Genomic DNA, 22,655 nt, shown 5'->3' on the forward strand with positions numbered 1-22,655 from the left:
AAATTGCACCTGTCCCAAGACGAATCCCCCCAAGAACTCACTAAGTTATCTGTGTGTAGCCGTAATGCCATCCTAATCATCACAGGGAGCCTGCGGGGCAGGGGCGTGCCGGATCGATACGCTGGCCGCAGGCCGTTTGGGGGCCGTTGACATGAGTGGGGGAACGCAGTGACTGAAAACGCTTCAATGGATGCCAAGACACAGCTTCGGGCGGAGGCGCTCCATGCCTGGGCGGCCGATGCGGCAGGCCGGGGGCACGCGGTGCCGGAGCCTGGCGATCTGCTGGCCATTGCCGTGGCACGCACGCTTGACGTCTCCGGGCTGGACCGGTCGATTGTTGATGCCTGGGCGGCGACCCTGAAGTGGATCTTGTCGCAGGCCGCATTCGGCGTGGTGGATCCGCATGTGCACCTCCCCGAGGAGCTGTCGGCCCCCCGCCGGCGCCGCTGTTCAGGTTGAGCCCGCCGCCGCGCCCGCTCCCGCCGTCGTCGTGGCCGCGCCGGCCGTCGTGGATCCTGTCGTTGTTCCCCAGGCGGAACAGGCCCCGGCGAAGCCGAAGGGAACCAAATGGGAGGCCGAGGCCCGGGAGCAGGTCGAGGCGGCCGTGCGGCGTTTTTCCAAACCGCTGGCGGAGCTGCTGGCCCGGGACGCCAATGAGGGCGACACCCGGTTGTTGATCACGGACATGCTCTGCGAGGGCCTGGGCTATGACAAATTCCGCGATCTGACCACCGAGTACATGGTCAGGCAGGACTTTGCGGACTACGGCGTGCGGATCGACAAACAGCTGGTGGCCTTCATCGAGGTCAAGCGGGTCAGTCAGAAACTCAACGAACGCCACCTGCGCCAGGTGCAGATGTACGCCGTCAACGAGCGCGTCGAGTGGATGATCCTGACCAATGGCGTGGTCTGGCAGGCGTACCACCTCACCGGCGGCCTGCCGGTGGTGATGAACCTTGCCTTCGAAATCAACCTGCTCGGCCCGGACTCCGTCAAGGCGAAGGCCGATGCGCTGTTCTACCTGCACCGCGAGGCACTCAAGCGCCGGCGGATCGACGAGCTGTGGAAGCACCGTGCGGCCACCGAACCCGCGGCGCTGTTGGACGTCATCCTCTCCGAGCCCCTTTTGGACGAAATGCGGCGTGAGATCAAACGCCGGACCGGGACCACCACCACCGTTGAGGCCATTGAGGAAGTGATCCGGACCGAAATTGTGGATCCCAAGCTAATGGCAAGGCTGTACAAGTCCTAGCGCCGCCGTTTGGACCGACACCCCAGGAAATGACTTTATGACTGCCAGCACCGACCGCGCCCGCCCGGTGAGCGGTCAAACCTTTGACGCCATCCTCTTCGACCTGGACGGTACGCTCATCGATTCCACCGGCCCCACCGAGCGCGTTGAAGCCGCCTTGCCCCGCGCCGCCGTCCTCGAACTTGCCGAAACTGACGGCATTGTCATCAAGGCCGGCGTGCGGGAGCTCCTGGGGCTGCTGCCCGCCGGTTCCTGGGCCATCGTCACCTCCTGCACACGGGAGCTGGCCGCGGTCAGGATGGCGGCAGCGGGCCTGTCCGCCCCGGGCGTCGTGGTCACTGTGGATGACGTAGCCGTGGGCAAGCCGGATCCGGAGGGCTTCCGACAGGCGGCCGTGCGGTTGGGCGTGGACCCGGCCAAATGCCTGGTGGTGGAGGATGCCCCCGCGGGCCTCGAGGCCGCACACCGGGCCGGTTGCGCCACGCTGGCCGTGGCGGGAACGCTCCCGGCGGCGCAGCTGGTGGCGGACACAGTGGTTGGCTCCCTGGCGGACGTTGGCATGGTGGTGACGCAGGCCGGGCTCACTGTCTCGATCGGCTGATCCGGTCCCGGTAGTTGAGCCTGCTTCGGTGGTTGAGCCTGTCGAAACCCCGAAACCCCACCCCGTAGGCTGGAGGCCTTTGCAACTGCTGCCATGGGGGCCTCCTTGCTCAATCTTTCTGTACCGCCGCGCCGTTCTCTGGGTGTGGCCGATTTCGTCTTCGGTGGCGTCCTCGCCTCGGTGTTGTTCCTGGCGACGGGGTGTGGCGGCACTGGCAACGCGGCGGTGCTGGCAGCTGTCTCCACGAGCCCAGCCTCGGCGTCGGCCACCGCCACCGCGTCGGCCACTCCCACCAACGGCGCCGACACCACCCCTCTGGACCCCGACGTCGTGCCCGTCGTGGCGGCGGGTGCGGCCGCGGCGGCCAATCCGCAGCCCGCCTACGCCACCAAGGCCCTGGACCTGCTGGCCACCCTGCCCGTCAAGGGCCGCGCGCCCAAGACCGGATACAGCCGCGACCAGTTCGGTGCGGCCTGGTCGGATGTGGACCACAACGGCTGCGACACGCGCAACGACATCCTGGCCAGGGACCTCACCGCCACCACCTTCAAGGCGGGCACCCACAATTGTGTGGTCCTCACCGGCGCTCTGGATGACCCCTACACGGCCAAGGCAATCGCCTTCACCCGCGGCGCCACCACCAGTTCCGCGGTGCAGATCGACCACGTGGTGGCCCTCAGCGACGCCTGGCAGAAGGGTGCCCAGCAGCTGACGGCGGCGCAGCGGATGTCGCTGGCCAACGATCCGCTGAACCTCCTCGCCGTCGACGGTCCGGCCAACCAGCAGAAGTCCGACGGCGACGCCGCCACCTGGCTGCCCGCGAACAAGGGATACCGCTGCCCGTATGTGGCCCGGCAGATCTCCGTGAAGGCCACCTACAACCTGTGGGTCACGCAGGCCGAGCACGATGCCATGGCCACAGTCCTGGCTACCTGTGCCGATGCGCTGGCGCCCACCTCGGCGGTTGCGCCTGTGGTCGAGCCTGTCGAGACCCCCGCCCCGGTGGTTGCGCCTGCGCCCGCGCCGGCGTACGTCGAACCCGCACCCGTGTATATCCCTCCGGCTCCCGCGGCTCCGGCAGCTGTCTCCTACGCCAACTGCACCGCCGCCCGCGCCGCGGGCGCAGCCCCGATCTATGCCGGCCAGCCCGGCTACAGCTCCAAACTGGACCGCGACGGCGACGGAGTCGCCTGCGAATAGGCGCCCGCCCCCACCAAGTCCACCGTTGCCGAACCGTGGAGTTCACATTTGCCGCCTGTATGACACCGCCGCGCATTGCTGGTAGACAGTGCTAATAGGCTGCATTTCGCGTGGGAAAATGACAGAGTACCGCCCGCGGAGAAAACGGGCGCGGCGGTAAGAATACGATGGGGGAATCCAATGCTCGGCGAGGGCCATTCCGGCATGCAGAAAAGCATTGAAGTGATTCTTCCGCCAGCGGTGGCTGGCTCGGCCACCACGTTCTGCGCCCGCGCCGGCGTCGATGAGACGGCACTGTTCCTGGCCGTATTGCGCCTCTACGCCGCCGACAGCCGGATCGGCGACGATTTTGCCCACGGCTCCGGCCCCTTCGCCGACGCCGTGGACGAGCTGGTCCTGTGCATGCCGCGCACGGTCGAGGAACCGCCCGTCTTCAGGTCCCTGCCGCAGACCGCGGCCGCCATCACGCAGGACGCCGTCTGGGCCTACACCGTGAGCCTGTACAACCGCGGCCTGGCCGAGTACCCCGCGCCGGGCCCGCTCGATGCCGTCGCCCTGTCCCTGCTGCTCGAGGCCGGCCTGGTGTTCCTGCGGCGCAGCGACGGCTACACCCGCACCGTGGTCCAGTCCCTGCGGGCGGGCGCCTCGCTCATCGAAGACAAAGAGGAAGCCTGGCGGCAGCTGCTGCCCTCTATGGCCGACTTCCCTCCGCCGGTGCTCAAGAAGTACGCGCGCTCGCAGTATGCGGAGAAGCTGGCCCTGGACCAATCGTTGTTGGACGGCTGGCTGGTGCGGTTGACCTTCGTGAACAACGAGCTGGCGGCCAAGCTCGCCGAATGCAGCGACGTCATGGCCCTGCTGGAACGCGACAGCGAATTCCTGCACCTGCAGCTGGCCGAGTCCAAGGTGGGCCGCGCCCGCCTGACCGGCCGCGAGCTGAAGGACTTCGCCGCGGATCTCGACGCCCGCACGGAGTCCATGAACCAGCTCCGCGCTTCGATCGACGCGTTGATCAAGGAACGGACCTTCCGCGGCGGCATCATCGACGAGGCCTACGGGATCACCGAGGGCGACTCGGAGGAAGCGCGGGCGTAGCCGCTGATCGGACCGGGCCGCGATGGTGCTTGCCGAGACCCAGACCGCCCGGAGGTCGAGGACGAGTCCTCATGCCAGCATTGCTTAGAGACCTCCGGATTCATGGCGGTGGCAGCCGTTAGCGTTGAGACATGATTGATTTCAACGATGCATCCTTAGCCAAGCTTGGACCCTGCGATCCTGCCGAAGTAGGCCCCGACGTCGGCCAGCTGCTGATTCAGGGCGAGGGACTTCTGGCCGCATTCAAGGGGATCCGTGACTACGTCGTGTTCACCGACAAGCGGCTGATCGCGGTCAATGTGCAGGGCATGACGGGCAAGAAGCGCGACTACACATCGATGCCCTATTCAAAGATCCAGTCATTCTCCGTGGAAACTGCCGGCACCTTTGATCTGGATGCGGAGCTTGACCTGTGGTTCAGCGGCCTTGGTAAAGTCCGTCTTGAGTTCAAGAGCGGTGTCGACATCCGTGGCCTGTCCCGGCTGATCGCCACTTACGTTCTGTAGCCAAGACCCTGGCCCTCAGCTGACCTGCGGAACCCAAGCTTCCGCCCGGTTGAGGGCCAGCTCGAATTGGTTGCCGCCGGCCTCCCTCAGCAGGTCCGTCGATCCCACCACCACCAGCAGGCTGCGGGCCCGCGAGAGCCCCACGTAGAGCTGTTCGGCCGCTCGTTCAAGATCCTTGAACCCGTTCACGCACAGGATGACCACGGAGCGTTCCAGTCCCTTGAAGCCGAGGACGTGGCCGTAGAACTCGGCCTCGTTCGCATGGAACTCGCGCCAGTATTCCTCTACGGTGTCGTTGTCGAAGTGCTCCTGGTGGATGGGGTGGCGGCTTTTGGTGGTCAGCAGCGCCATCTGGTTGTTGGCCCAGCCCTCCTCGATGAGTGCATCCACGCAGTCCGCCGCCACATCCAGCGCATCGTCCGTGGCACAGTCCACCAGGCGCACGGGCAGCCCCGTGCCACCCCGCGGAGTGAAGAACTCGCTGGCAAACGGCCGGAAGGACTCCGCGATCTTTCGCGTATTGCGCAGGTTCTCGTCAATGTGGATGGGCACAAGATCCGCCAGCTGGCTGGGTGCCGCGCCCGGGCCGCCCCACCGCCGGTACACGTCCTGCCGATCGTCCATGAAGGCGTACACCTCGCCGCGTGCAGGGTCCTTCATGCAGGCCAGCAGGGCGTCCCACCAGGAGGGCGCGAAGTCCTGCGCCTCGTCGATGACAACGGCGTCGAACTTTTCAATGTCGGGAAGTCCGGCAGCCAGCTTGGCCAGCAACCGCGGCATCTCGTTCTCAAAGTAGTCCTGGCCGGTGCCGTTGGGCACGCCGAGTTTGGTGACAAAGGCGTGGAACTCACCGGTGAACGCCGGCTTGGCATGCCGCCAGGTGTCGACCCGGTTCTGCAGGTACTGGCCCAGACCCTTGTTGTAGCAAAACAGTCCAACGCGCCTGCCGTACTTGCTCAACGTCGCGGCCTTGTCCACGGCCAACCACGTCTTGCCACTGCCCGCGCCGCCGGTGAATTTGATGCGGGGGAGGGAGCGCGTTGCGGCGAGGAGAATCTGTTGGCGCTGGGTCAGGTGGTCCTGGAGGTCCTCGGTGATCGCGCCGGTCGACGGCCCAAGGTCACCGGCCGCCGTCGGCGAACCAAGGTTGCCCGACAGCTGATGGACGATGCGTTCCAAATAGGCCGGCGCCAATGGCGAGGCTCCCCCGCCCTCCTGCTCTATCGCTGCACGGATATTCTCCGCGGGGGAGGCCACGTCCATCTGGTCCAGGACGAGGCTGCGCGGGCAGCCGGCCATCGCCCAGTCTGTCGGGACCGGCGTGTACGGCAGGGCGACCAGATAGGCGAAGCGGCTGCTCAGCGGAGTGCCGAGCTGGCCGCCGATCCACTCCTTGAACGCGTGCATTGAGTTTTGCGACTGCGCCACCGGGCTCTGGATCTTGCGCCAGCCACCTTTGTCGGATTGCTGCCACTGTCCGTCCTTGGTGGCGACCAGGCCGCCCTTGACCTCAATGGCGGCCAGACCAACCCCGGGCCAGAGGATGAGCAGGTCGATCTCGTGTTCCGCGCGTCCGTGCCGCACCTGCACCGAATGGGCGACGACGGCGTCCTCCGGCAGGCTGTCGCGGAGGCTTTCCCACACCGCCTTCTCGGCCAACTGGCCCTCGCCAAATTCCGGTTCTGCAGGAATGCACCGCACCATATTCATCGGTCCTTGCCGCGCCCCCAAGACGCACGTGATCCATAGTTACGGCAAAGATACCGCAAATGCCGGGGCGACGACGGCACGAGTTGTTGCTTGGACCTCGTAATGTAGCGGTGCTGACCAGCAATGTCGGCGCCGCCGACCATAATCATTCACAACGCATTGACTACAGCCATGGGGAGCCACATGAAATCGGAAGCGCCGTCCTTTGCCGATTCTGTTGAGCAGTTTGAAGGCCTTGACCGGCCGGTCGTGATGTTTGTTATCAGCAGGACCTATTCACTGGAGTCATCCGCCGAGGAACTGTACGATGCGACCCGGGGGAATTGGCGGATTAGCGCAGCAGCTCGAGATGCCGCAAAGTTTGCATTTGGTATTGCCGACGGCCTCATCCGCACGGCATATGTCATTGATTCCTGGGGCCAGAGCACGGAAGTTGATGCACCCCATGGCGTCGTCTATGAAAAGCCCCGCGCATTCTTCCAAGGCCACGAAACTGACGAAACCCGATCATGGCTGGGGAAGTCCGTGCGTCATCTGGCCCCGGCCCAAGGAGCGGCCAACCCCGTGCGGTTGTTCTTGGATGGAATTCCCTCCACCGAGCCAGAGGGTGTGGGGGCCTACGCAGCCGTGATGGCGAACGAGCCGCTTGCTCGCATCATGTACGGCGACAAGGAGCTCTTCCATAGCAATCTGATCGCGTGGATCTTCGAGACCTTTCCCCAGGAAGCTGACCAGGTCTTCGGCCGTTTCGTGGGTGCTGGTCTTGGCGCCGAGCGCATGGTTGAGCGCGAGCGGCAGAACATGGACCTTGTTATGCACTGGCCTGGCAAGGCACCCCTGGTCATCGAAAACAAAGTCTTTGCGGTGCCGGGGCGGGCTCAGCTGGAAGGCTATGCGGAAAAGGCCAGTGCTTGGGCTGAGAAGCCGGGTGCCATGCTCCTGCTCAGCCCCACTCGCTCGTCGTTTCTGCGGGATGGGTTTGTCACCACCTCTGCGGGCGCCGATGGAGAGCAGTTGGTATGGCAGCATCTGAGCTTTGAGACTTTGGCCGAGTCCTTGGAACTGGCCTTTGACGGCAAGGCGCCCAGCTATGAGGTTGAGACGGTGCTGCGCTACGCCACGGTTCTCAAAGCGCTGGCCGCGCTGGTTGACTCGACACGGGTATCTCGGACCGATGAAGCGGTCTTTGCTCTGGACGAGTCGCTTGGCGAGCTTCTGTCCAAGCAAACGCTCAACAACCTCAAGAAGGCCCGGGCTGAGCGCGTTGCCGAAGCTGTAGACCAGGCGCTGCAGGGTGCTGGATTCGTCACCGGAGATACCTGCAGCGTCTTCTCACGGACCTTTCCGGCTGTTAGTTCCTTCGTCGTCGTTGCGGTCAGCGGCGAGAAGTTCCGCGCCGGATGGCAGTACCAGGAGGGAGCCTTCCGCTTGGCGCTCATTCTGGACAATCTAACTGGCAAGGGTGCTGCGGCCAAGGCCCGCCGCGCAGAATTTGCTGCATCTCTACCAGGTCTTTTTGACTTCACGGTGCTTGATGAGGTCCTGGACTCAGCCGGCACCTCAAGCGCTCCGAAAGACAAGGGTCAACCCGGGGGAGCATTCAATCATTTTGACCCCGCATTTGTGTACCGATACAAGAAGCTCCCCGACCTGACGGTCCAGCAGCTGATCGATGCGGCCATACTGTCTTATCGCCAAATCGGGCGTTCGGCTTGGGGCTGACCTAGGGGTCTCGTGCTGTCGGCACGGGAGTCCGACGACTCGTGAAGTGTGGACACCTCTATGTTGATCGGTCGTTGCCTTCCTAAGTCTGCTGGGAGAGAACGGGCCGCTCACGTATCCGTTCGGCAGTTTGATTGACGGTCTTCCTGAATCGTTTTTGTTCCTTTCTCACGCAATGGTGAGGGCCGCGATCGCAGCGCCAAGATGTGTCCGTTCCAGCGGCTATGGTTGTCTCAAGATTGCGCGACTACAGCCGGTCTATTGAACTATGGGGAAGCTTGACTGAAACGATAACCATGGTGCCTGACCCGCACCTGATGGAATCGATGAGGGCCGTTGGTTACACCTTGGAGACGGCCATAGCCGACTTGATTGATAACTCGGTAACAGCCAATGCCACTCGAGTTGATCTTCTCTTCTCTGGCTCGGGAGAGAGCTACGTCGCCATTATCGACAATGGCGATGGCATGACTGCCACGGACGCACAGAACGCGATGCGGCTCGCAGGTAAGAGCTCGCGGTCTGGCAGAGCGGCTAATGACCTGGGTCGGTTCGGCCTCGGGCTGAAGACAGCGTCCATTTCGCAGTGCCGCGATTTGACGGTCGTCTCCAAGAAGGATGGGGAAATCCACGGCTACCGCTGGGATTTGGATTACCTAATTGAGGCGGGCACATGGAGTTTGCTCCAGCTGTCTGAAGACGAATGTCGTGCGCTGCCAGAGTTCGTCGAACTCGACAAGTGGCCTGCCGGGACCCTCGTCCTGTGGCGAAAGCTCGACCAGCTCGAAGCGGCAGCAGGAGATATGGCAAGTGGCCTCGACGAGAGCATGGTGCGCGTTCGCAAGCATCTCGGACTTGTGTTCCACCGATATTTAGCCAAAGAACATGGTCGCAGTTTCGACATTGCTATAAACAAGCGGCCAATCGAAGGGGCAGACCCTCTGCTTCAGTCTCACAGGGCTACTCAGCCGGGGCCCATTGAAAAGATTCACGTCGAAGGGGAAGTGATCGAACTTCGGCCCTTTACGCTGCCACACCTGAACAAACTCAGCACCGCAGACAGGCAGAGAGCTCAAGTGGATGGGTCCCTTCGGGATAGTCAAGGGTTCTACATTTATCGAGAGAAGCGTCTCGTAATCTGGGGAACATGGTTCCGGATCGCTCCGAAACAGGAGCTTGGGAAGCTGGCACGTGTCCGCGTGGATATTCCTAATACGCTGGATCATCTCTGGGCGCTAGATATCAAGAAAGCACAGGCCGTGCCGCCCCCAGCAATTAGGAACCGACTTCGCCAGGTGGCAGACAACATCGTCGGCCCCAGCCGGCGCGTGCACGAGTACAGAGGACGACGCGCGGCGGTTGGGCCCATCAGCCATCTTTGGGATGTGGTGGACGACCGTACTTCCTTCCGGTACGAAATCAACCGAAACCATCCAGCGGTCCTGGCTCTCGATGGGAGCATGGGAGCCGAGGGGTCATCCATTCTGGAGTCACTATTCAGCTTGCTGGAGCAGTCATTTCCGGTTGAAGACGTGTACAACCGGCTAGGGCAAGATGGTGTCCATCAACCGGCTCTCGTCGACGACGATGAGCTCGCGGTCCTAGCGGCTTCCTTGTGGGAATCAATAGGAGGAAGCCTTGGTGCGTTGGTCTTCGTCGAGTCGATGCTCAATTCCGAACCCTTCAACAATCACCCCCGCGCACGCGGAATACTAGAGAGTGCGGCCAACTGCTCATGAATAGTCTAAATGGGACTCTACCTCTATCAGTCCTAGAGGGCGCCGTAATGGGGCTGCTCCAGGATCCAGCCACAGGCGAAACTCGCATAGGGATCACAGAGGATGACGTTCGAAAGGCCTTTGATACGTTCACACCGGTCTTGCAAACTGGTGCCAGTGATGACGAATTGGAACAGCTCACTAGGCATGTTCTTGCGGCAGTGAGTGCGGACATCCCAGGGCCCGGCGCAGGCGCGGTAACAAAAGACGACCATGAGCCGTGGCTAAGAGAAATCAAGTCGGAGATTAACTGGCGACGGTGGCGTGCGTACCGCAAGATGCTATCTAAGCAGGGACGCTCAGGGCGGGTGCTGGAGAGGCTCGATAAGTTCACCGACGACGTTTTGGACCTCGCTGGAAACCCCGAAAGGCCGGGTCGTTGGAACCGCCGAGGACTGATTATTGGTGACGTTCAGTCCGGCAAAACGCAAAATTACTTGGCACTGATCAACAAGGCTGCCGACGCTGGCTATCGACTTGTCATCATTCTGTCCGGCAATACTGAGTACTTGCGACGCCAGACGCACGAACGTGTGGACGAGGGCTTCATCGGCAGGGACACTCGCCGTGTCGGTATGCCGAAAGGTGCCGTTCTTTCCAAGGACGTACACATTGGTGTCGGGAAGATTGACCAAGACGTTGCGAATGCGACGAGCCTAACTACCGTGCTCATGGACTATCTTCAGGCGACGAAGAACGGAATCAACGTTCCGCTTCCTTCTAGTTCCTCCGGGCCTCTCGTATTCGTGCTCAAGAAGAATAAGTTCGTCTTGGATGCTGTCAACGGTTGGGCGCGGGGCCAGTCCAATAGCCAGGGAAGCATCGACCTTCCAGTGCTTCTCCTTGATGATGAATCGGACTACGCATCAGTCAATACCAACGAGGCGGAAGAGCCGACCGCGATCAACGGAGCCATCCGCAAGATCTTGTCGACTTTCACCCGCTCGTCCTATGTGGCTATTACAGCCACACCGTTTGCCAATATTTTCATTGACTACGAGGCGTCCGGAATTGTTGAAACCGATGGTGAAGAAGTGGAAGATCTATTCCCAGAGGACTACATCTACCCTTTGGAGGCACCCAGCAACTATGTCGGCATACGAGCGACGTTTGGCACCGAGGAAGAAGACCAGCCTGTATCCGTGCAGTACCTCACCGATGCCCAGCAGTGGATCCCGGTTAAGCACAAGAAGACGCAGCCAGTTGGTTCCCTTCCGGAGAGCCTAAAGGAAGCCGTTAGCCCGGGGTTTTCATCAGGGTTGGGCTGAGGGGTGTGTTTAAGACACGAAAAGGTGCTCTGACAAGGGAAAATAGGGGTGTCTACGCCGTTATTTCCGTGTCTTGAAGGAGCACCTTTTCGATGCATCAGCCTACCAAGGTCTTCCCGTCCCTCCCGGTCACTTTCACCGGCCAGTCGCTGGTCTCCCATGCCGGGGGACGGATCCTGACCTCATTCATCGACGCCCTCGGGTTCCGGGACCTGTGCGAGGACCGGCTCGGGCAGTTCGTCCCCGCGATGGCCTCACACCGGCCCGGGAGGCTGCTCGGGTCGCTGGCGGTGATGCTCGCCGCCGGCGGCGAGCACGCCTCGGACCTGGACATCCTGCGCGCCCAGCCCGGCGTGTTCGGCAACGTGCCCTCGAACGCAACAGTCTCCCGGTTCTTCGAACGCACCGTGAAGAACCCGGACGTCTTCGATTACGGCTTTTCGACCCTGGCCAAGGAACTGCGGACCCGGGCATGGGAAGCCGCAGGAGACCGCAGCCCGGCGGTGAAGGCGACGGCCGCGGACCCGCTGCTCATCGACCTCGACGCCACCTTGGTGACCTCGCACTCGGACAAGGAACAGGCCACCGGAAACTACAAGGGCGGGTTCGGATTCGCCCCGTTCACCGCCAGCCTCGATTACGGTGCCGGCAGCGGCACCGGGGAGGAACTCGCGGTACTGTTGCGTCACGGCGGGGCCACGGCGAACAACGCCGAGGACCACATCCGCATCTTCGAGGCCGCCATCGCCGTCCTGCCCGACTCCCTCTACGGTGGGACCGGGGAACTGGACGGGGAGAAGATCCTGGTCCGCACCGACAGCGCCGGCGCGTCCCGGAAGTTCCTCTGGTACCTGCATTCGCGGGGCGTGCAGTTCTCCGCCTCGTACCCGGTGCCGGTCGGCAAGGCCCACATGATCGACTGGATCAACGACAAGAAATACTGGCAACCGGCCCTGGACCAGGACGGGGTCGAACGCGATGACGCCTGGGTCATCAACGCCACGCAGGTGATCCCGCTCGATGACTACCCGCCGGGGACGAAGATCTTCCTGCGCGCCGAACCGCTGCACCCCGGCGCGACACCGACCCTGCTCGACATCGACGGTCACCGTGTGACAGCGTTTCTGACGAACTCCCCGCGCTGGCACGGACCTTTTCTGGATGCCCGGCACCGGGCCCGCGGCCGGGCCGAGAACCGCATCAAAACCCTAAAGAACACCGGGCTCGGAAAGCTCCCCTTCTTCGATTTCGCTGCCAACCAGGCCTGGGCCAACCTCGCGGTCCTGGCCGCGAACCTGGTCTCCTGGCTCCAGCTCACCGCCCTGCCCGACGGCCACAAAGCACGGGGCTGGGACATCAAACGCTGGCGCTACCGGCTCTTCGCCACCGCCGGGAAAATCATCACCCGCGCCCGCCGGAACCACCTGCTGCTGCCCGCCGCCGCGCCGGAGCAACCCCTGATCAGCGCCCTGCTCGAAGCCATTGAACGGATCGCCGCAGCCGCGAACCGCCCCGCGGTCCTCCTGCGGGCCTGACACCGCAACCCCCCGTCAACCAACGAGCAGGAAAGAAGAACACCAACGGGAACAGTGGAAGCCCGCGCACAGCCCGGCGCCCCCGGGTCCATCAGCCACACCCGAAATCCGATTCAGCCCGCCGGGACGGCAAAACCCGCACCCAACGCCCCGACCGCCGTCCGATGAAAAATCCGGGTTAGGGCGTTTCTCTTGGTCAACGCAATCTTGGACAGCAGAGTTAAAGCGCCAACCAAGCGTTCAATGCTAGTTAATGTTTCTCGCTTCACAAATGTTCAGGACAAAGTCGGTGAGTTATTGACTCGCGAGCTCTTTGACAATAAGTCGGCAATTGAAATGCACGCTCTCACCTATTCATCGGAGAAGGCCAACCCGTTCCTTGACAAGTTGAGGGAAACCTATGAGGCGCAGTTCGGGTCAGTGGGCCGATCTTGGGACCTGATTGTCGCTGACCTCCACAAGTCTGTCGCCGACATTCGAGTAAAGGTATATAACTCCAGTGTTGACAAGGCAGAAGACGAAGATTATCAAGAGGACATCCCGACGAGGCAAATCGCTGTTGGCGGGGATTTGCTTAGTCGAGGTCTTACCCTTGATGGATTAGTCGTTAGCTACTTCCATCGGAGTGTGGGCACTGCGGACACGATGATGCAGATGGCGCGTTGGTTTGGGTACAGAGACGGGTTTCAAGATCTCTGTCGATTGTGGATCAGTGAAAAGACTGCGTCGGACTACCGATTCGTCGGTGCGGCTATCCAAGAACTCCGGGATGACCTTGCACATATGCATCGAACCAACATGACTCCCCGCGACTTTGGCTTGGCCGTTCAACAGCACCCAGAATCGTTGCTTATTACAGCGCGTAACAAGATGAAGAACACTCTGAAATACGAGAAGGAAGTCAACCTGCTCGGCCGAAATTTGGAGACCCGGAAGCTATCGGCGGACCCGGAGGTCCAAGCGGGAAACTTCCGGGCCGCTCAGGACTTGGCGACAGCAATAGCTGCCGCGGGGTGTACGGCAGACGAAACAGCCCGAGGGTACACACAGTACCAAAGCGTGCCCAAGGACCTGGTCGCAGACCTGCTCCACACCTACAAGGCTGCTGATGATGACATCTTCTTCACCGGCAGCGGGCTAGAGAGGATGGTCAGGGCGAGTCCGGGTGAGCGGTTCCAAACATGGGATGTGACATTCATGAACGGCCCCAAGAAGAAGGACGAAAAGGTCCTGCCCGGACTGGCCCACCTTGTGCCGGGGAAGCGGGTGTACAAAGCGAGTCGTGCATTAATGCTTCGACATTTGACCGCGAAGGATGGCACATTTACCGGTTCGTCGCTCTGGGTGAGTGGCAAAAAGACGAGACTCGCTGGGAGCGACGATTTGCGAAAAGTCTTGGACCCCAAAGTAGTGGCAGAAGCCCTGGCTGAGCACCTAGCCCGGATTTTTCATCGGACGGCGGTCGGGGCGTTGGGTGCGGGTTTTGCCGTCCCGGCGGGCTGAATCGGATTTCGGGTGTGGCTGATGGACCCGGGGGCGCCGGGCTGTGCGCGGGCTTCCACTGTTCCCGTTGGTGTTCTTCTTTCCTGCTCGTTGGTTGACGGGGGGTTGCGGTGTCAGGCCCGCAGGAGGACCGCGGGGCGGTTCGCGGCTGCGGCGATCCGTTCAATGGCTTCGAGCAGGGCGCTGATCAGGGGTTGCTCCGGCGCGGCGGCGGGCAGCAGCAGGTGGTTCCGGCGGGCGCGGGTGATGATTTTCCCGGCGGTGGCGAAGAGCCGGTAGCGCCAGCGTTTGATGTCCCAGCCCCGTGCTTTGTGGCCGTCGGGCAGGGCGGTGAGCTGGAGCCAGGAGACCAGGTTCGCGGCCAGGACCGCGAGGTTGGCCCAGGCCTGGTTGGCAGCGAAATCGAAGAAGGGGAGCTTTCCGAGCCCGGTGTTCTTTAGGGTTTTGATGCGGTTCTCGGCCCGGCCGCGGGCCCGGTGCCGGGCATCCAGAAAAGGTCCGTGCCAGCGCGGGGAGTTCGTCAGAAACGCTGTCACACGGTGACCGTCGATGTCGAGCAGGGTCGGTGTCGCGCCGGGGTGCAGCGGTTCGGCGCGCAGGAAGATCTTCGTCCCCGGCGGGTAGTCATCGAGCGGGATCACCTGCGTGGCGTTGATGACCCAGGCGTCATCGCGTTCGACCCCGTCCTGGTCCAGGGCCGGTTGCCAGTATTTCTTGTCGTTGATCCAGTCGATCATGTGGGCCTTGCCGACCGGCACCGGGTACGAGGCGGAGAACTGCACGCCCCGCGAATGCAGGTACCAGAGGAACTTCCGGGACGCGCCGGCGCTGTCGGTGCGGACCAGGATCTTCTCCCCGTCCAGTTCCCCGGTCCCACCGTAGAGGGAGTCGGGCAGGACGGCGATGGCGGCCTCGAAGATGCGGATGTGGTCCTCGGCGTTGTTCGCCGTGGCCCCGCCGTGACGCAACAGTACCGCGAGTTCCTCCCCGGTGCCGCTGCCGGCACCGTAATCGAGGCTGGCGGTGAACGGGGCGAATCCGAACCCGCCCTTGTAGTTTCCGGTGGCCTGTTCCTTGTCCGAGTGCGAGGTCACCAAGGTGGCGTCGAGGTCGATGAGCAGCGGGTCCGCGGCCGTCGCCTTCACCGCCGGGCTGCGGTCTCCTGCGGCTTCCCATGCCCGGGTCCGCAGTTCCTTGGCCAGGGTCGAAAAGCCGTAATCGAAGACGTCCGGGTTCTTCACGGTGCGTTCGAAGAACCGGGAGACTGTTGCGTTCGAGGGCACGTTGCCGAACACGCCGGGCTGGGCGCGCAGGATGTCCAGGTCCGAGGCGTGCTCGCCGCCGGCGGCGAGCATCACCGCCAGCGACCCGAGCAGCCTCCCGGGCCGGTGTGAGGCCATCGCGGGGACGAACTGCCCGAGCCGGTCCTCGCACAGGTCCCGGAACCCGAGGGCGTCGATGAATGAGGTCAGGATCCGTCCCCCGGCATGGGAGACCAGCGACTGGCCGGTGAAAGTGACCGGGAGGGACGGGAAGACCTTGGTAGGCTGATGCATCGAAAAGGTGCTCCTTCAAGACACGGAAATAACGGCGTAGACACCCCTATTTTCCCTTGTCAGAGCACCTTTTCGTGTCTTAAACACACCCCTCAGCCCAACCCTGATGAAAACCCCGGGCTAGGAAACGGAAACATCAAAACGGCCGAAGGGCTTGATTCTTCGACTGTTGGCACTGTTCCAGAGCGCGGGTTGTACGGGCATCTACCCCGCCCACAGCTGATGATTTATGCTGTCGAGCCGAGCGCCGCCGAGGGCGTCGAGCTAGAGGAAGATTCGAGTTTTCCTGTGGCGCCGGAAGTTTCTAGTCTCCGGAATCAACTTAATGAGGCGGCGAGGGACCCGGAGGCTGCGTTCATCGCACTCAAGATCGCACTGCCGACCTCGCACTCAGACTACACCAGCACCAGCACGAACGGGCGTGTGAAATACGTCCTCAACAAGGTTGCACAAAAGTACTGGATGTCTGACTATGAGGAACTGTCGTGACCGTCGTGGCCTGGACTCCGGGGCGGTGGCAAGACGAGGTCCGCCAAGGCCTCGTGACGCTCCGGGAGCTGGATCCGACATTGGCAACGCGCATGGTCTACGGAGCAGATGAGGCTGGACGGTTGAGCTTCGGCTTCATCACCCGTCGACCTCCTGGAATGCCGCAGCTTTCGGACGCCGTGACAATCGTGATGGCAGAGCGGGAGCAGAGTGGGACATGGATACTGCTGCTCACTTTGGAAGATACCAAATTCAGCGAAGTCTTCATGCAGCTATGTGACCATGTGCAGTCACAGGTTTCTGAAACCGCGACTGAATCCGCAGGAATCGCTATTGCCATGCAATGCTTCGCCGAGTGGCGTCAGCTCTTTCAAGCATCCAAAAAGCGATTGCTAAGTGTTGAACAGTGCAGAGGCCTGTTCGCTGAATTGGACTTTGGGTTCAACATCCTAGGCAAAGTCGTTGGTTCCTCCGCCGTAGTCGAGGGGTGGCAGGGGCCGTATGGATCCGACCAAGACTTCCAGTTCGTGGATGTTCACTACGAAGTCAAGAGCCGGCACGCCACAACCCACGTTTTGAGGATCGCGTCGGAGTACCAACTCGACGGAGACAATATCATCCTCGTTTCCATTGAAGTCGCAGACAGTTCAAAGGAACTCCCTGGTTTCGTTACGCTCTCCCACGTGGTCAATTGCGCGAGAGACTCCGTGGCGCTTGATGGTGGTGATCTTGATGCTTTCGACAGCGCACTTGATGAGCTCGGGTTCGATCCGAGCGAAGAAATATACGGTCAAATGTATTTCCGTGGTAGCGGCTATGACTTCTACAGCGTGTCGGACGGTTTCCCGCGCATTACAACGTCGGATGTGACAGTAGGAGTTTCGAGTGTTCAGTATCAAATTGAGCTCAAGCAACTCAAAGAATTCGAGATAGATTCCGGGGCGGCCTTGGGCCGAATGAAGAGTTATGAGGGTGCTTGAATTGAAGGTTCAAAGTTTTCATGAGAATCTGCTCGCATCTGTCGGATCTCTGGCCGACGCCGATGGCGAGTTTGCGGTCACTGCCTTCACCCGTCATTGCTCAGAGCTGCTCTCCGAAGCCGGGGAGTTCGATGACGCAGTTGTGCTGGACTTCGAGGGAACAGGGAATCGGCGGCGCAAGCTTAAGGTAAATGGCTACGATCTCGACAATGCTGACAATAGTGTGGCGTTGGTTGTTACGATTTACAGTGGCTCGCCTGAAATTCAAGTCGTTTCCTCGGCTGATGCTAAAGCTGCGCTGAAGGCCCTCCAGTATTTTCTCTCGGAGGCAATTGACGGTTCATTCTTCGATGGTCGAGAGGAAAGCTCTCCTGCATATCAGCTCGCCTACGACCTACGCAATCGAGGGATGAACGTCGCACGTTACCGTCTATATCTATTGACGGACGGACAGCTGAGCAACAGGTTGCGCGACCTTCCGAGCAAAACACTGAACGGCATCCCGGTCGACTTTCAACTGTGGGACGTAGACCGCCTTCACCAACTTCATGATTCACAAAGCGGCAGAGAAGCCCTGCAGATCGACCTTCGCGAGTGGAAAGCTGAAGGCATCCCTGCACTAAAGGTGGAGTCGACCCCGGAATTTGCCACCTACCTTGCTTCTGTGCCAGGCGGAGTGTTGGCTGGTCTGTACAGTCGGTACGGCAGCCGGCTCCTGGAGAGCAACGTGCGTTCCTATTTGACTAATCGAGGAAAGGTCAATAAGGGCATTCGAGAAACAATCTACTCTGCACCACAGAATTTTATGGCATTCAATAACGGTGTTACTGCAACTGCCACTTCGGTGAAAACAAATTCGGACTCGTCGACGATCGTCGCCATCGAGGATCTGCAGATAGTCAACGGAGGGCAAACGACAGCGTCTCTCTTCTTTGTTGACAAGGAGGCCAAGGGAAAGGACGTTCTACGAAATGTCTTTGTTCCCATGAAGTTGGTTGTCGTTGAGTCAACCGTGGCGAGTGAACTCGTGCCGAGTATTTCGAGATTCGCAAATAGCCAGAACGCCGTAAGCGCGGCGGACTTCTTCTCGAACAGTCCTTATCATGTCCGAATCGAGGAGCTGTCAAGAAGGGTGCTTGCACCGCCTGTTTCTGGCGCCACTTACAACACCAAGTGGTATTACGAACGGACCCGCGGCCAGTACGAGAATGAGAGGAACAAGCTTCCTCAGACTGAAGCGAATCGCTTCGAGAGGCTTTACCCGAAAAATCACAAGTTTGATAAGCCTGCTTTGGCGAAGCACATTATGGCTTGGGATCAGCGCCCTCACATTGTGAGTGCGGGCGCGCAAAAGAATTTTGTTTCATTTGCCGATTTAGTCCAGAAGGCATGGGAGAAGGACGAATCTGCCTTCAATGAGGTCTACTTCAAGGAATCGGTTGCCAAGGGAATACTGTTCTCGGCTATCCACACTGCTGTAAGAACGTCAACTTGGTATGAGAAGGCTTATCTTGCCAATATCGTTGCCTACACTGTGGCGAAAATTGCAAACCTTGTGGAGACCCAGGGCCGTGGTCGCCTAATGGACTTTGACTCGATATGGCGTTACCAAGCAGTCTCTCAAGGCATTATCGACTTGGCTCTTGAGATCGGCGAGGCAGTGCAATCTGCTCTAACTACCAAGCACCGGGCGACGACAAACGTTACTGAGTGGGCCAAGAAGCCAGACTTATGGAACATAGTGCGAGCTATGCCCATGAGTATTCCGGCGCCGTTCCTGGCGGGCCTTGTGGATCCTGTTGTCATCGCGCAAGCGCGTCGTAGTGCCAAGGACACTCAGAAAGTTGACAATGGAATCAATCAGCAGAGGCGGGTATTTGAAATAACCATGGATCAGTGGCTGGAACTGCGTGAGTTCTCGATTGGGAACGGAGTCGGAAGTCCCACGGACTTGAGTATTCTTGACTTGGTTACGGGCCGGAAGACTGGTTTTCCCACGGAACGTCAGTCCGCGCGATTGCTGAGCTTGGCGGCGTCAGCCAATGCGAGAGGATTCCATGCTTTCAGTCCGTAAGAGATGCCAACATACTGGCAACGATTTCGCCGATCTGTTTGGATAGCAAAGGCGGAACTGCGTTGCCCACTTGGTGGAATTGTTGGGTTCTAGGGCCTTCGAAGAAGTAGTTATCCGGGAATGACTGCAGGCGCGCGGCTTCGCGAACAGTGAAGCTGCGCGTTTGCTCCGGGTCTGGATGGATGTAGTAGTGCCCATCCTTGGAGATGTGTGAAACTACCGTTGTTGCCGGGGCATCCCAAATCTGCACCCTGAATCGATCTGTAAAGGGTGTCCCTACTTTTCCAATGTTTTGGTGTTCCGGGTGAAGGGAAGCTGGCAGATCCGAGTACTTCGGGCTCTTGCCGACGCGCTCGGCTAGCTCCGCCATTACACGATAGCGGGCCAGATCCGAAACCATGTGCGCGCGTGGTTCGTGCTGCACCGTCGTCGAAGGGCAATCTTCGCGGATCCAGGACTCGTAGTCTCCGATGGCACGAGGCCCGGTCTTTGCGGGTTCCGGCTTCGCTACCATTTTAGATGTCCGGATGTCTCGCAGCGCCGCAGCCTGGACTGCCGGCCAGTCCTGATGCACCTTTGGCTTCCGGTTAGAAGTCTTTGCTCTAACGTTCGGCATCGTTTCGATGGCTGCCCGCACTGTGACCGCGCCGTCAGCCTTTGTAAGAACTCGTCGCGGAACGATTGATGCTACATCGCTACGAACACCAAGCAGGATCACGCGGTGCCGCTTCTGAGGAACTCCATAGTCCTCCGCCCGGATTATGAAGTCGGCCGGATCGAGTTTGTGCGGCTCGGCGTCCACCACCAGCGAACGGATTTCGTAGCTAGCGCCACCGTCGAGCTGCTTGAGGTCCTCCAATATGGTTTGGAACATGCTGTCGTCACCATTCTTCGACGAAAGAAGTCCCTTAACGTTCTCCATAACAAAGATTGTCGGCTTGAACTTGCCAAGGATGTGCAGGTACTCGCGGTACAGGAAGTGCTTGTGGTCCGATGCGAACGTATCGTCGCCAGTCCTGCGTGACCGTCCGGCCAGCGAGTAAGCTTGGGAGGGTGGGCCTCCAATCAGCGCCCAGTGACCCCGCTGTTCCTCGGGGCCAAGCTGCGCGCCAATGAAGGCGTCCACTTCAGGACGGTTGTCCTCACCGAGTTCTACCTGGTAGACATGTGCTTTCGCCTTGCGGTAGGCCTCTTTGAAGTTTCCTAAGAGTGCTGCCTGCCAGGGCCTCTTGCCCTCGATGTATTCGAAGTATGGTCGGAGGTCGCCTCCAGAGCGCACCAACTCTCGGTATGTTGCGCGCAGCCTAAGGGTCTGGCAGGCCATGCTGTCCATTTCAAATGACGCCAGAGTCTTAAAGACGTAGGAGTCATCCGAGTTCTTGACGCTGGAGAATCCTTCGTTCAAGCCTCCAGGCCCGGCAAAGAGATCGATAATTGGAAACACATGCACCCCTAGGTATACGACACTCCAGGATACCAGGTAAGGCAGACATTCTGGCTATAGAGTGTTCGTGTGCTCAGGACTCCCGACATGGCGATTTAATGGTTTTAGGGTTGGGTCGTGTTTTTGAGGGCGTAGCGCAGGATGAGCCCGGTGCCGGGGTAGCGGGTCTTGGTGGCGCTGAGGTGGTCGCAGAGTTCGGCGATGGCGTTGGTGGCCCGCTTCTGTGTGTGATCGACTATCTGTAGGCCGTTTCAGCCGAGAATATGGGCCACGTTGGTGGCTCGTTTCAGGCCAAAAGAGCGGTAAGAATCAGGCCAGTCATTTCATCCCGGAATCAGGTTTCGGGGGCTGGTTTGGAGATAGAGATCACCCGGTGGTTCGGGCCCCGCCTTGAGTGTCAGGGACATGGGCCCGCCACCCCCAGATAGGTTCCTTACGGCGCTGCCATTGCGAAGCGTATGCGCCGGAAGGGCTGGAAAGCAGATGACGGTACCCATGTCCGTACAAGAAAATATCAGACGACTCGACTCCCAGGGAGTCCCCGTGCGGGAGATCGCCCGCAGGCTGGGAGTCAGCCGGACCTCGGCGGCCAAGTACGCCGAGCAGCAGGACTTCTCCCCGGCGCCGCCGGCACCGCTGGCCAGGCCGGGTGCCTCGGTCCTGGCCGGGTTCGAGCACATCATTGAGCGGTGGCTCATCGAGGATGCGCGCCGGAACCGCAAGCAGCGGCACACGGTCAAGCGGATCTTTGACAGGCTCGTGGAAGAGCATGGGTTCACCGGCACCTATTCACCGGTCCAGCGGCACGTGAAGAAATGGTTGGCCGCCAACCGGCAGCCCGGCGAGGGGTTCACCGAACTGGTCTGGCCTGCCGGCACCGTGCAGGTCGACTTCGGTCAGGCCGAGGCCATCATTGCCGGGATCCGGCAGGTCCTGCACATCCTCGTGGTGACCTTCCCGTTCTCGAACATGCGCTTCGTCCAGGCATACCGCGGCGAGACCGCTGAATGCGTTGCCCACGGGCTGCGGACCGTGTTCGAGCACATTCGGGCTGCGCCGCGGCACATGGTCTTTGACAACGCGACGGGCATCGGAAACCGGGTGGGAACCAGGGTGACCGAGACGAAGCTGTTTGGCGCCTTCAAACTCCATTACCGGTCCCAGTCCCGCTATTGCAATCCATACTCGGGCCACGAGAAGGGCAACGTGGAGAACGCGGTGGGGTTCCTGCGCCGGAACTTCATGGTCCCCGAGCCGGAGGCCGCCACCTTGGAGGGGCTCAACAAGGTCCTCATGGCGCGCTGCGATGCGTTGGCCACCACAGTGCACTACCGCAAGGGCCTGCCCCTGGGTGAGCTGTTCGCCCAGGACGTGGCCGCCTCCATGGAACTGCCGGGGATCGGTTTCGATGCCGTGCGCTACGAATCGCGCAAGGCCGACAAGACCGGGAACCTGCTCATTGACGGGAACACGTACGCCGCCGGGCCCGTCTTCCACGGGCGGATGCTCACGGTGGGGTTGGGACACGACGTGGTGCAGATCCTTGACGAGCATTCCGAACCCGTCCGCACGTTCCCACGCGTCTTCGGGAAGCAGGCCGAGACGGTCTTCGACCCGGCTTCCCTGGTGCCGCTGCTCGTGACGAAGCCCGGGGCGTGGTCCCATTCCCCGCTGCGGGCCCTGGTCACCGACCCCGTGCGTGACTGGCTGGACAAAGCCACCGCCACCGGGCGGCGCCGCCTGTTCAACGCCGTGGACGCCGCCTCGTCGGCGGCGGGATTCGATGCCGCGGTGGCCGCTGCCGACACCCTGATCCAGCGCGGGGATGCACCGGACATGGCCATGCTGGGCATGCTGGCCCGCCGTCTGGCTGACGGCACCGAACCGCCGGCAGCCAACGTGGATCTGTGTCTATGACACCTTCACCACCCTGAACACCACC

General features: G+C 61.0%; 18 protein-coding genes. 15 read left to right on the plus strand and 3 right to left on the minus strand.

All coding sequences use genetic code 11. The features are described 5' to 3' along the window. The first annotated feature begins 186 nt into the window (after positions 1-186). The 6 genes from ACQCSX_RS14295 (at position 187) to ACQCSX_RS14320 (ending at position 4,654) form a co-directional block, all read left to right on the plus strand. Entirely contained in the window at positions 187-459 is a 273-nt protein-coding gene (locus ACQCSX_RS14295) for a hypothetical protein (RefSeq protein ID WP_427015953.1), read from the plus strand. After that, positions 404-1,252, plus strand: coding sequence for a type I restriction enzyme HsdR N-terminal domain-containing protein (locus ACQCSX_RS14300; RefSeq protein WP_427015954.1), 849 nt, complete (start codon positions 404-406; stop codon positions 1,250-1,252). The genes ACQCSX_RS14295 and ACQCSX_RS14300 overlap by 56 nt, the downstream gene beginning before the upstream one ends. Before the next feature lie 37 nt (positions 1,253-1,289). After that, on the plus strand, positions 1,290-1,853 hold the full coding sequence (locus tag ACQCSX_RS14305; RefSeq protein ID WP_427015955.1) for an HAD family hydrolase: 564 nt from the start codon (positions 1,290-1,292) through the stop codon (positions 1,851-1,853). 105 nt (positions 1,854-1,958) lie between these two features. After that, complete coding sequence (locus ACQCSX_RS14310; protein ID WP_427015956.1) at positions 1,959-3,053, plus strand: GmrSD restriction endonuclease domain-containing protein; 1,095 nt, start codon at positions 1,959-1,961, stop codon at positions 3,051-3,053. A 204-nt stretch (positions 3,054-3,257) separates the two neighbouring features. Continuing rightward, complete coding sequence (locus tag ACQCSX_RS14315) at positions 3,258-4,148, plus strand: hypothetical protein (RefSeq protein WP_427015957.1); 891 nt, start codon at positions 3,258-3,260, stop codon at positions 4,146-4,148. A gap of 131 nt (positions 4,149-4,279) precedes the next feature. Next, positions 4,280-4,654 (plus strand): PH domain-containing protein, encoded by a 375-nt coding sequence (locus ACQCSX_RS14320; protein ID WP_427015958.1) that lies wholly within the window; start codon positions 4,280-4,282, stop codon positions 4,652-4,654. A 15-nt stretch (positions 4,655-4,669) separates the two neighbouring features. Here the strand turns inward: ACQCSX_RS14320 and ACQCSX_RS14325 are convergent, their stop codons facing one another. Next, positions 4,670-6,364, minus strand: coding sequence for an NERD domain-containing protein (locus ACQCSX_RS14325; protein WP_427015959.1), 1,695 nt, complete (start codon positions 6,362-6,364; stop codon positions 4,670-4,672). 183 nt (positions 6,365-6,547) lie between these two features. Between ACQCSX_RS14325 and ACQCSX_RS14330 the strand changes: the two genes are divergently transcribed. From ACQCSX_RS14330 to ACQCSX_RS14350, 5 genes are all read left to right on the plus strand, one after another. Then, complete coding sequence (locus ACQCSX_RS14330; RefSeq protein WP_427015960.1) at positions 6,548-8,086, plus strand: PD-(D/E)XK nuclease family protein; 1,539 nt, start codon at positions 6,548-6,550, stop codon at positions 8,084-8,086. Between the two features lie 278 nt (positions 8,087-8,364). Further along, complete coding sequence (locus ACQCSX_RS14335; RefSeq protein WP_427015961.1) at positions 8,365-9,825, plus strand: ATP-binding protein; 1,461 nt, start codon at positions 8,365-8,367, stop codon at positions 9,823-9,825. Between the two features lie 47 nt (positions 9,826-9,872). Beyond that, positions 9,873-11,132, plus strand: coding sequence for a hypothetical protein (locus tag ACQCSX_RS14340; protein ID WP_427015962.1), 1,260 nt, complete (start codon positions 9,873-9,875; stop codon positions 11,130-11,132). Positions 11,133-11,224: 92 nt separating this feature from the next. Next, positions 11,225-12,667 carry an IS1380 family transposase gene (locus ACQCSX_RS14345; RefSeq protein WP_427015697.1) on the plus strand — a complete coding sequence of 481 codons (1,443 nt, stop codon included), beginning with the start codon at positions 11,225-11,227 and terminating at the stop codon, positions 12,665-12,667. Between the two features lie 171 nt (positions 12,668-12,838). After that, the gene (locus tag ACQCSX_RS14350; RefSeq protein WP_427019057.1) at positions 12,839-14,170 is read left to right on the plus strand and encodes a Z1 domain-containing protein; all 1,332 of its coding nucleotides are present in this window, start codon (positions 12,839-12,841) and stop codon (positions 14,168-14,170) included. A gap of 113 nt (positions 14,171-14,283) precedes the next feature. Here the strand turns inward: ACQCSX_RS14350 and ACQCSX_RS14355 are convergent, their stop codons facing one another. Continuing rightward, positions 14,284-15,726, minus strand: coding sequence for an IS1380 family transposase (locus ACQCSX_RS14355; RefSeq protein WP_427015697.1), 1,443 nt, complete (start codon positions 15,724-15,726; stop codon positions 14,284-14,286). 222 nt (positions 15,727-15,948) lie between these two features. On the opposite strand from ACQCSX_RS14355, the gene ACQCSX_RS14360 reads away from it, so the two are divergent. The 3 genes from ACQCSX_RS14360 to ACQCSX_RS14370 are packed head-to-tail and all read left to right on the plus strand — an operon-like array spanning position 15,949 to position 19,269. After that, entirely contained in the window at positions 15,949-16,215 is a 267-nt protein-coding gene (locus ACQCSX_RS14360; RefSeq protein ID WP_427015963.1) for a hypothetical protein, read from the plus strand. Beyond that, complete coding sequence (locus ACQCSX_RS14365; protein ID WP_427015964.1) at positions 16,212-17,195, plus strand: PD-(D/E)XK motif protein; 984 nt, start codon at positions 16,212-16,214, stop codon at positions 17,193-17,195. The genes ACQCSX_RS14360 and ACQCSX_RS14365 overlap by 4 nt, the downstream gene beginning before the upstream one ends. Beyond that, a complete protein-coding gene (locus tag ACQCSX_RS14370; RefSeq protein WP_427015965.1) occupies positions 17,188-19,269 on the plus strand; it encodes an AIPR family protein in 2,082 nt (693 codons plus the stop codon). Before ACQCSX_RS14365 ends, ACQCSX_RS14370 begins: the two co-directional genes overlap by 8 nt. On the opposite strand, the gene ACQCSX_RS14375 is transcribed toward ACQCSX_RS14370, so the two are convergent. Continuing rightward, positions 19,259-20,713, minus strand: a complete 1,455-nt coding sequence (locus ACQCSX_RS14375) for a DNA cytosine methyltransferase (protein WP_427015966.1) — start codon at positions 20,711-20,713, stop codon at positions 19,259-19,261. The two genes, ACQCSX_RS14370 and ACQCSX_RS14375, sit on opposite strands and share 11 nt — an antisense overlap. Positions 20,714-21,208: 495 nt before the next feature. Here ACQCSX_RS14375 and istA point away from each other — a divergent pair, with 495 nt between their 5' ends. Then, entirely contained in the window at positions 21,209-22,630 is a 1,422-nt protein-coding gene (gene istA / locus ACQCSX_RS14380) for an IS21 family transposase (RefSeq protein WP_427015967.1), read from the plus strand. The last annotated feature ends 25 nt before the right edge of the window (positions 22,631-22,655 follow it).

Origin of the sequence: Pseudarthrobacter sp. P1 (assembly GCF_050156935.1) — a bacterium.
Classification (GTDB): Bacteria; Actinomycetota; Actinomycetes; order Actinomycetales; family Micrococcaceae; genus Specibacter.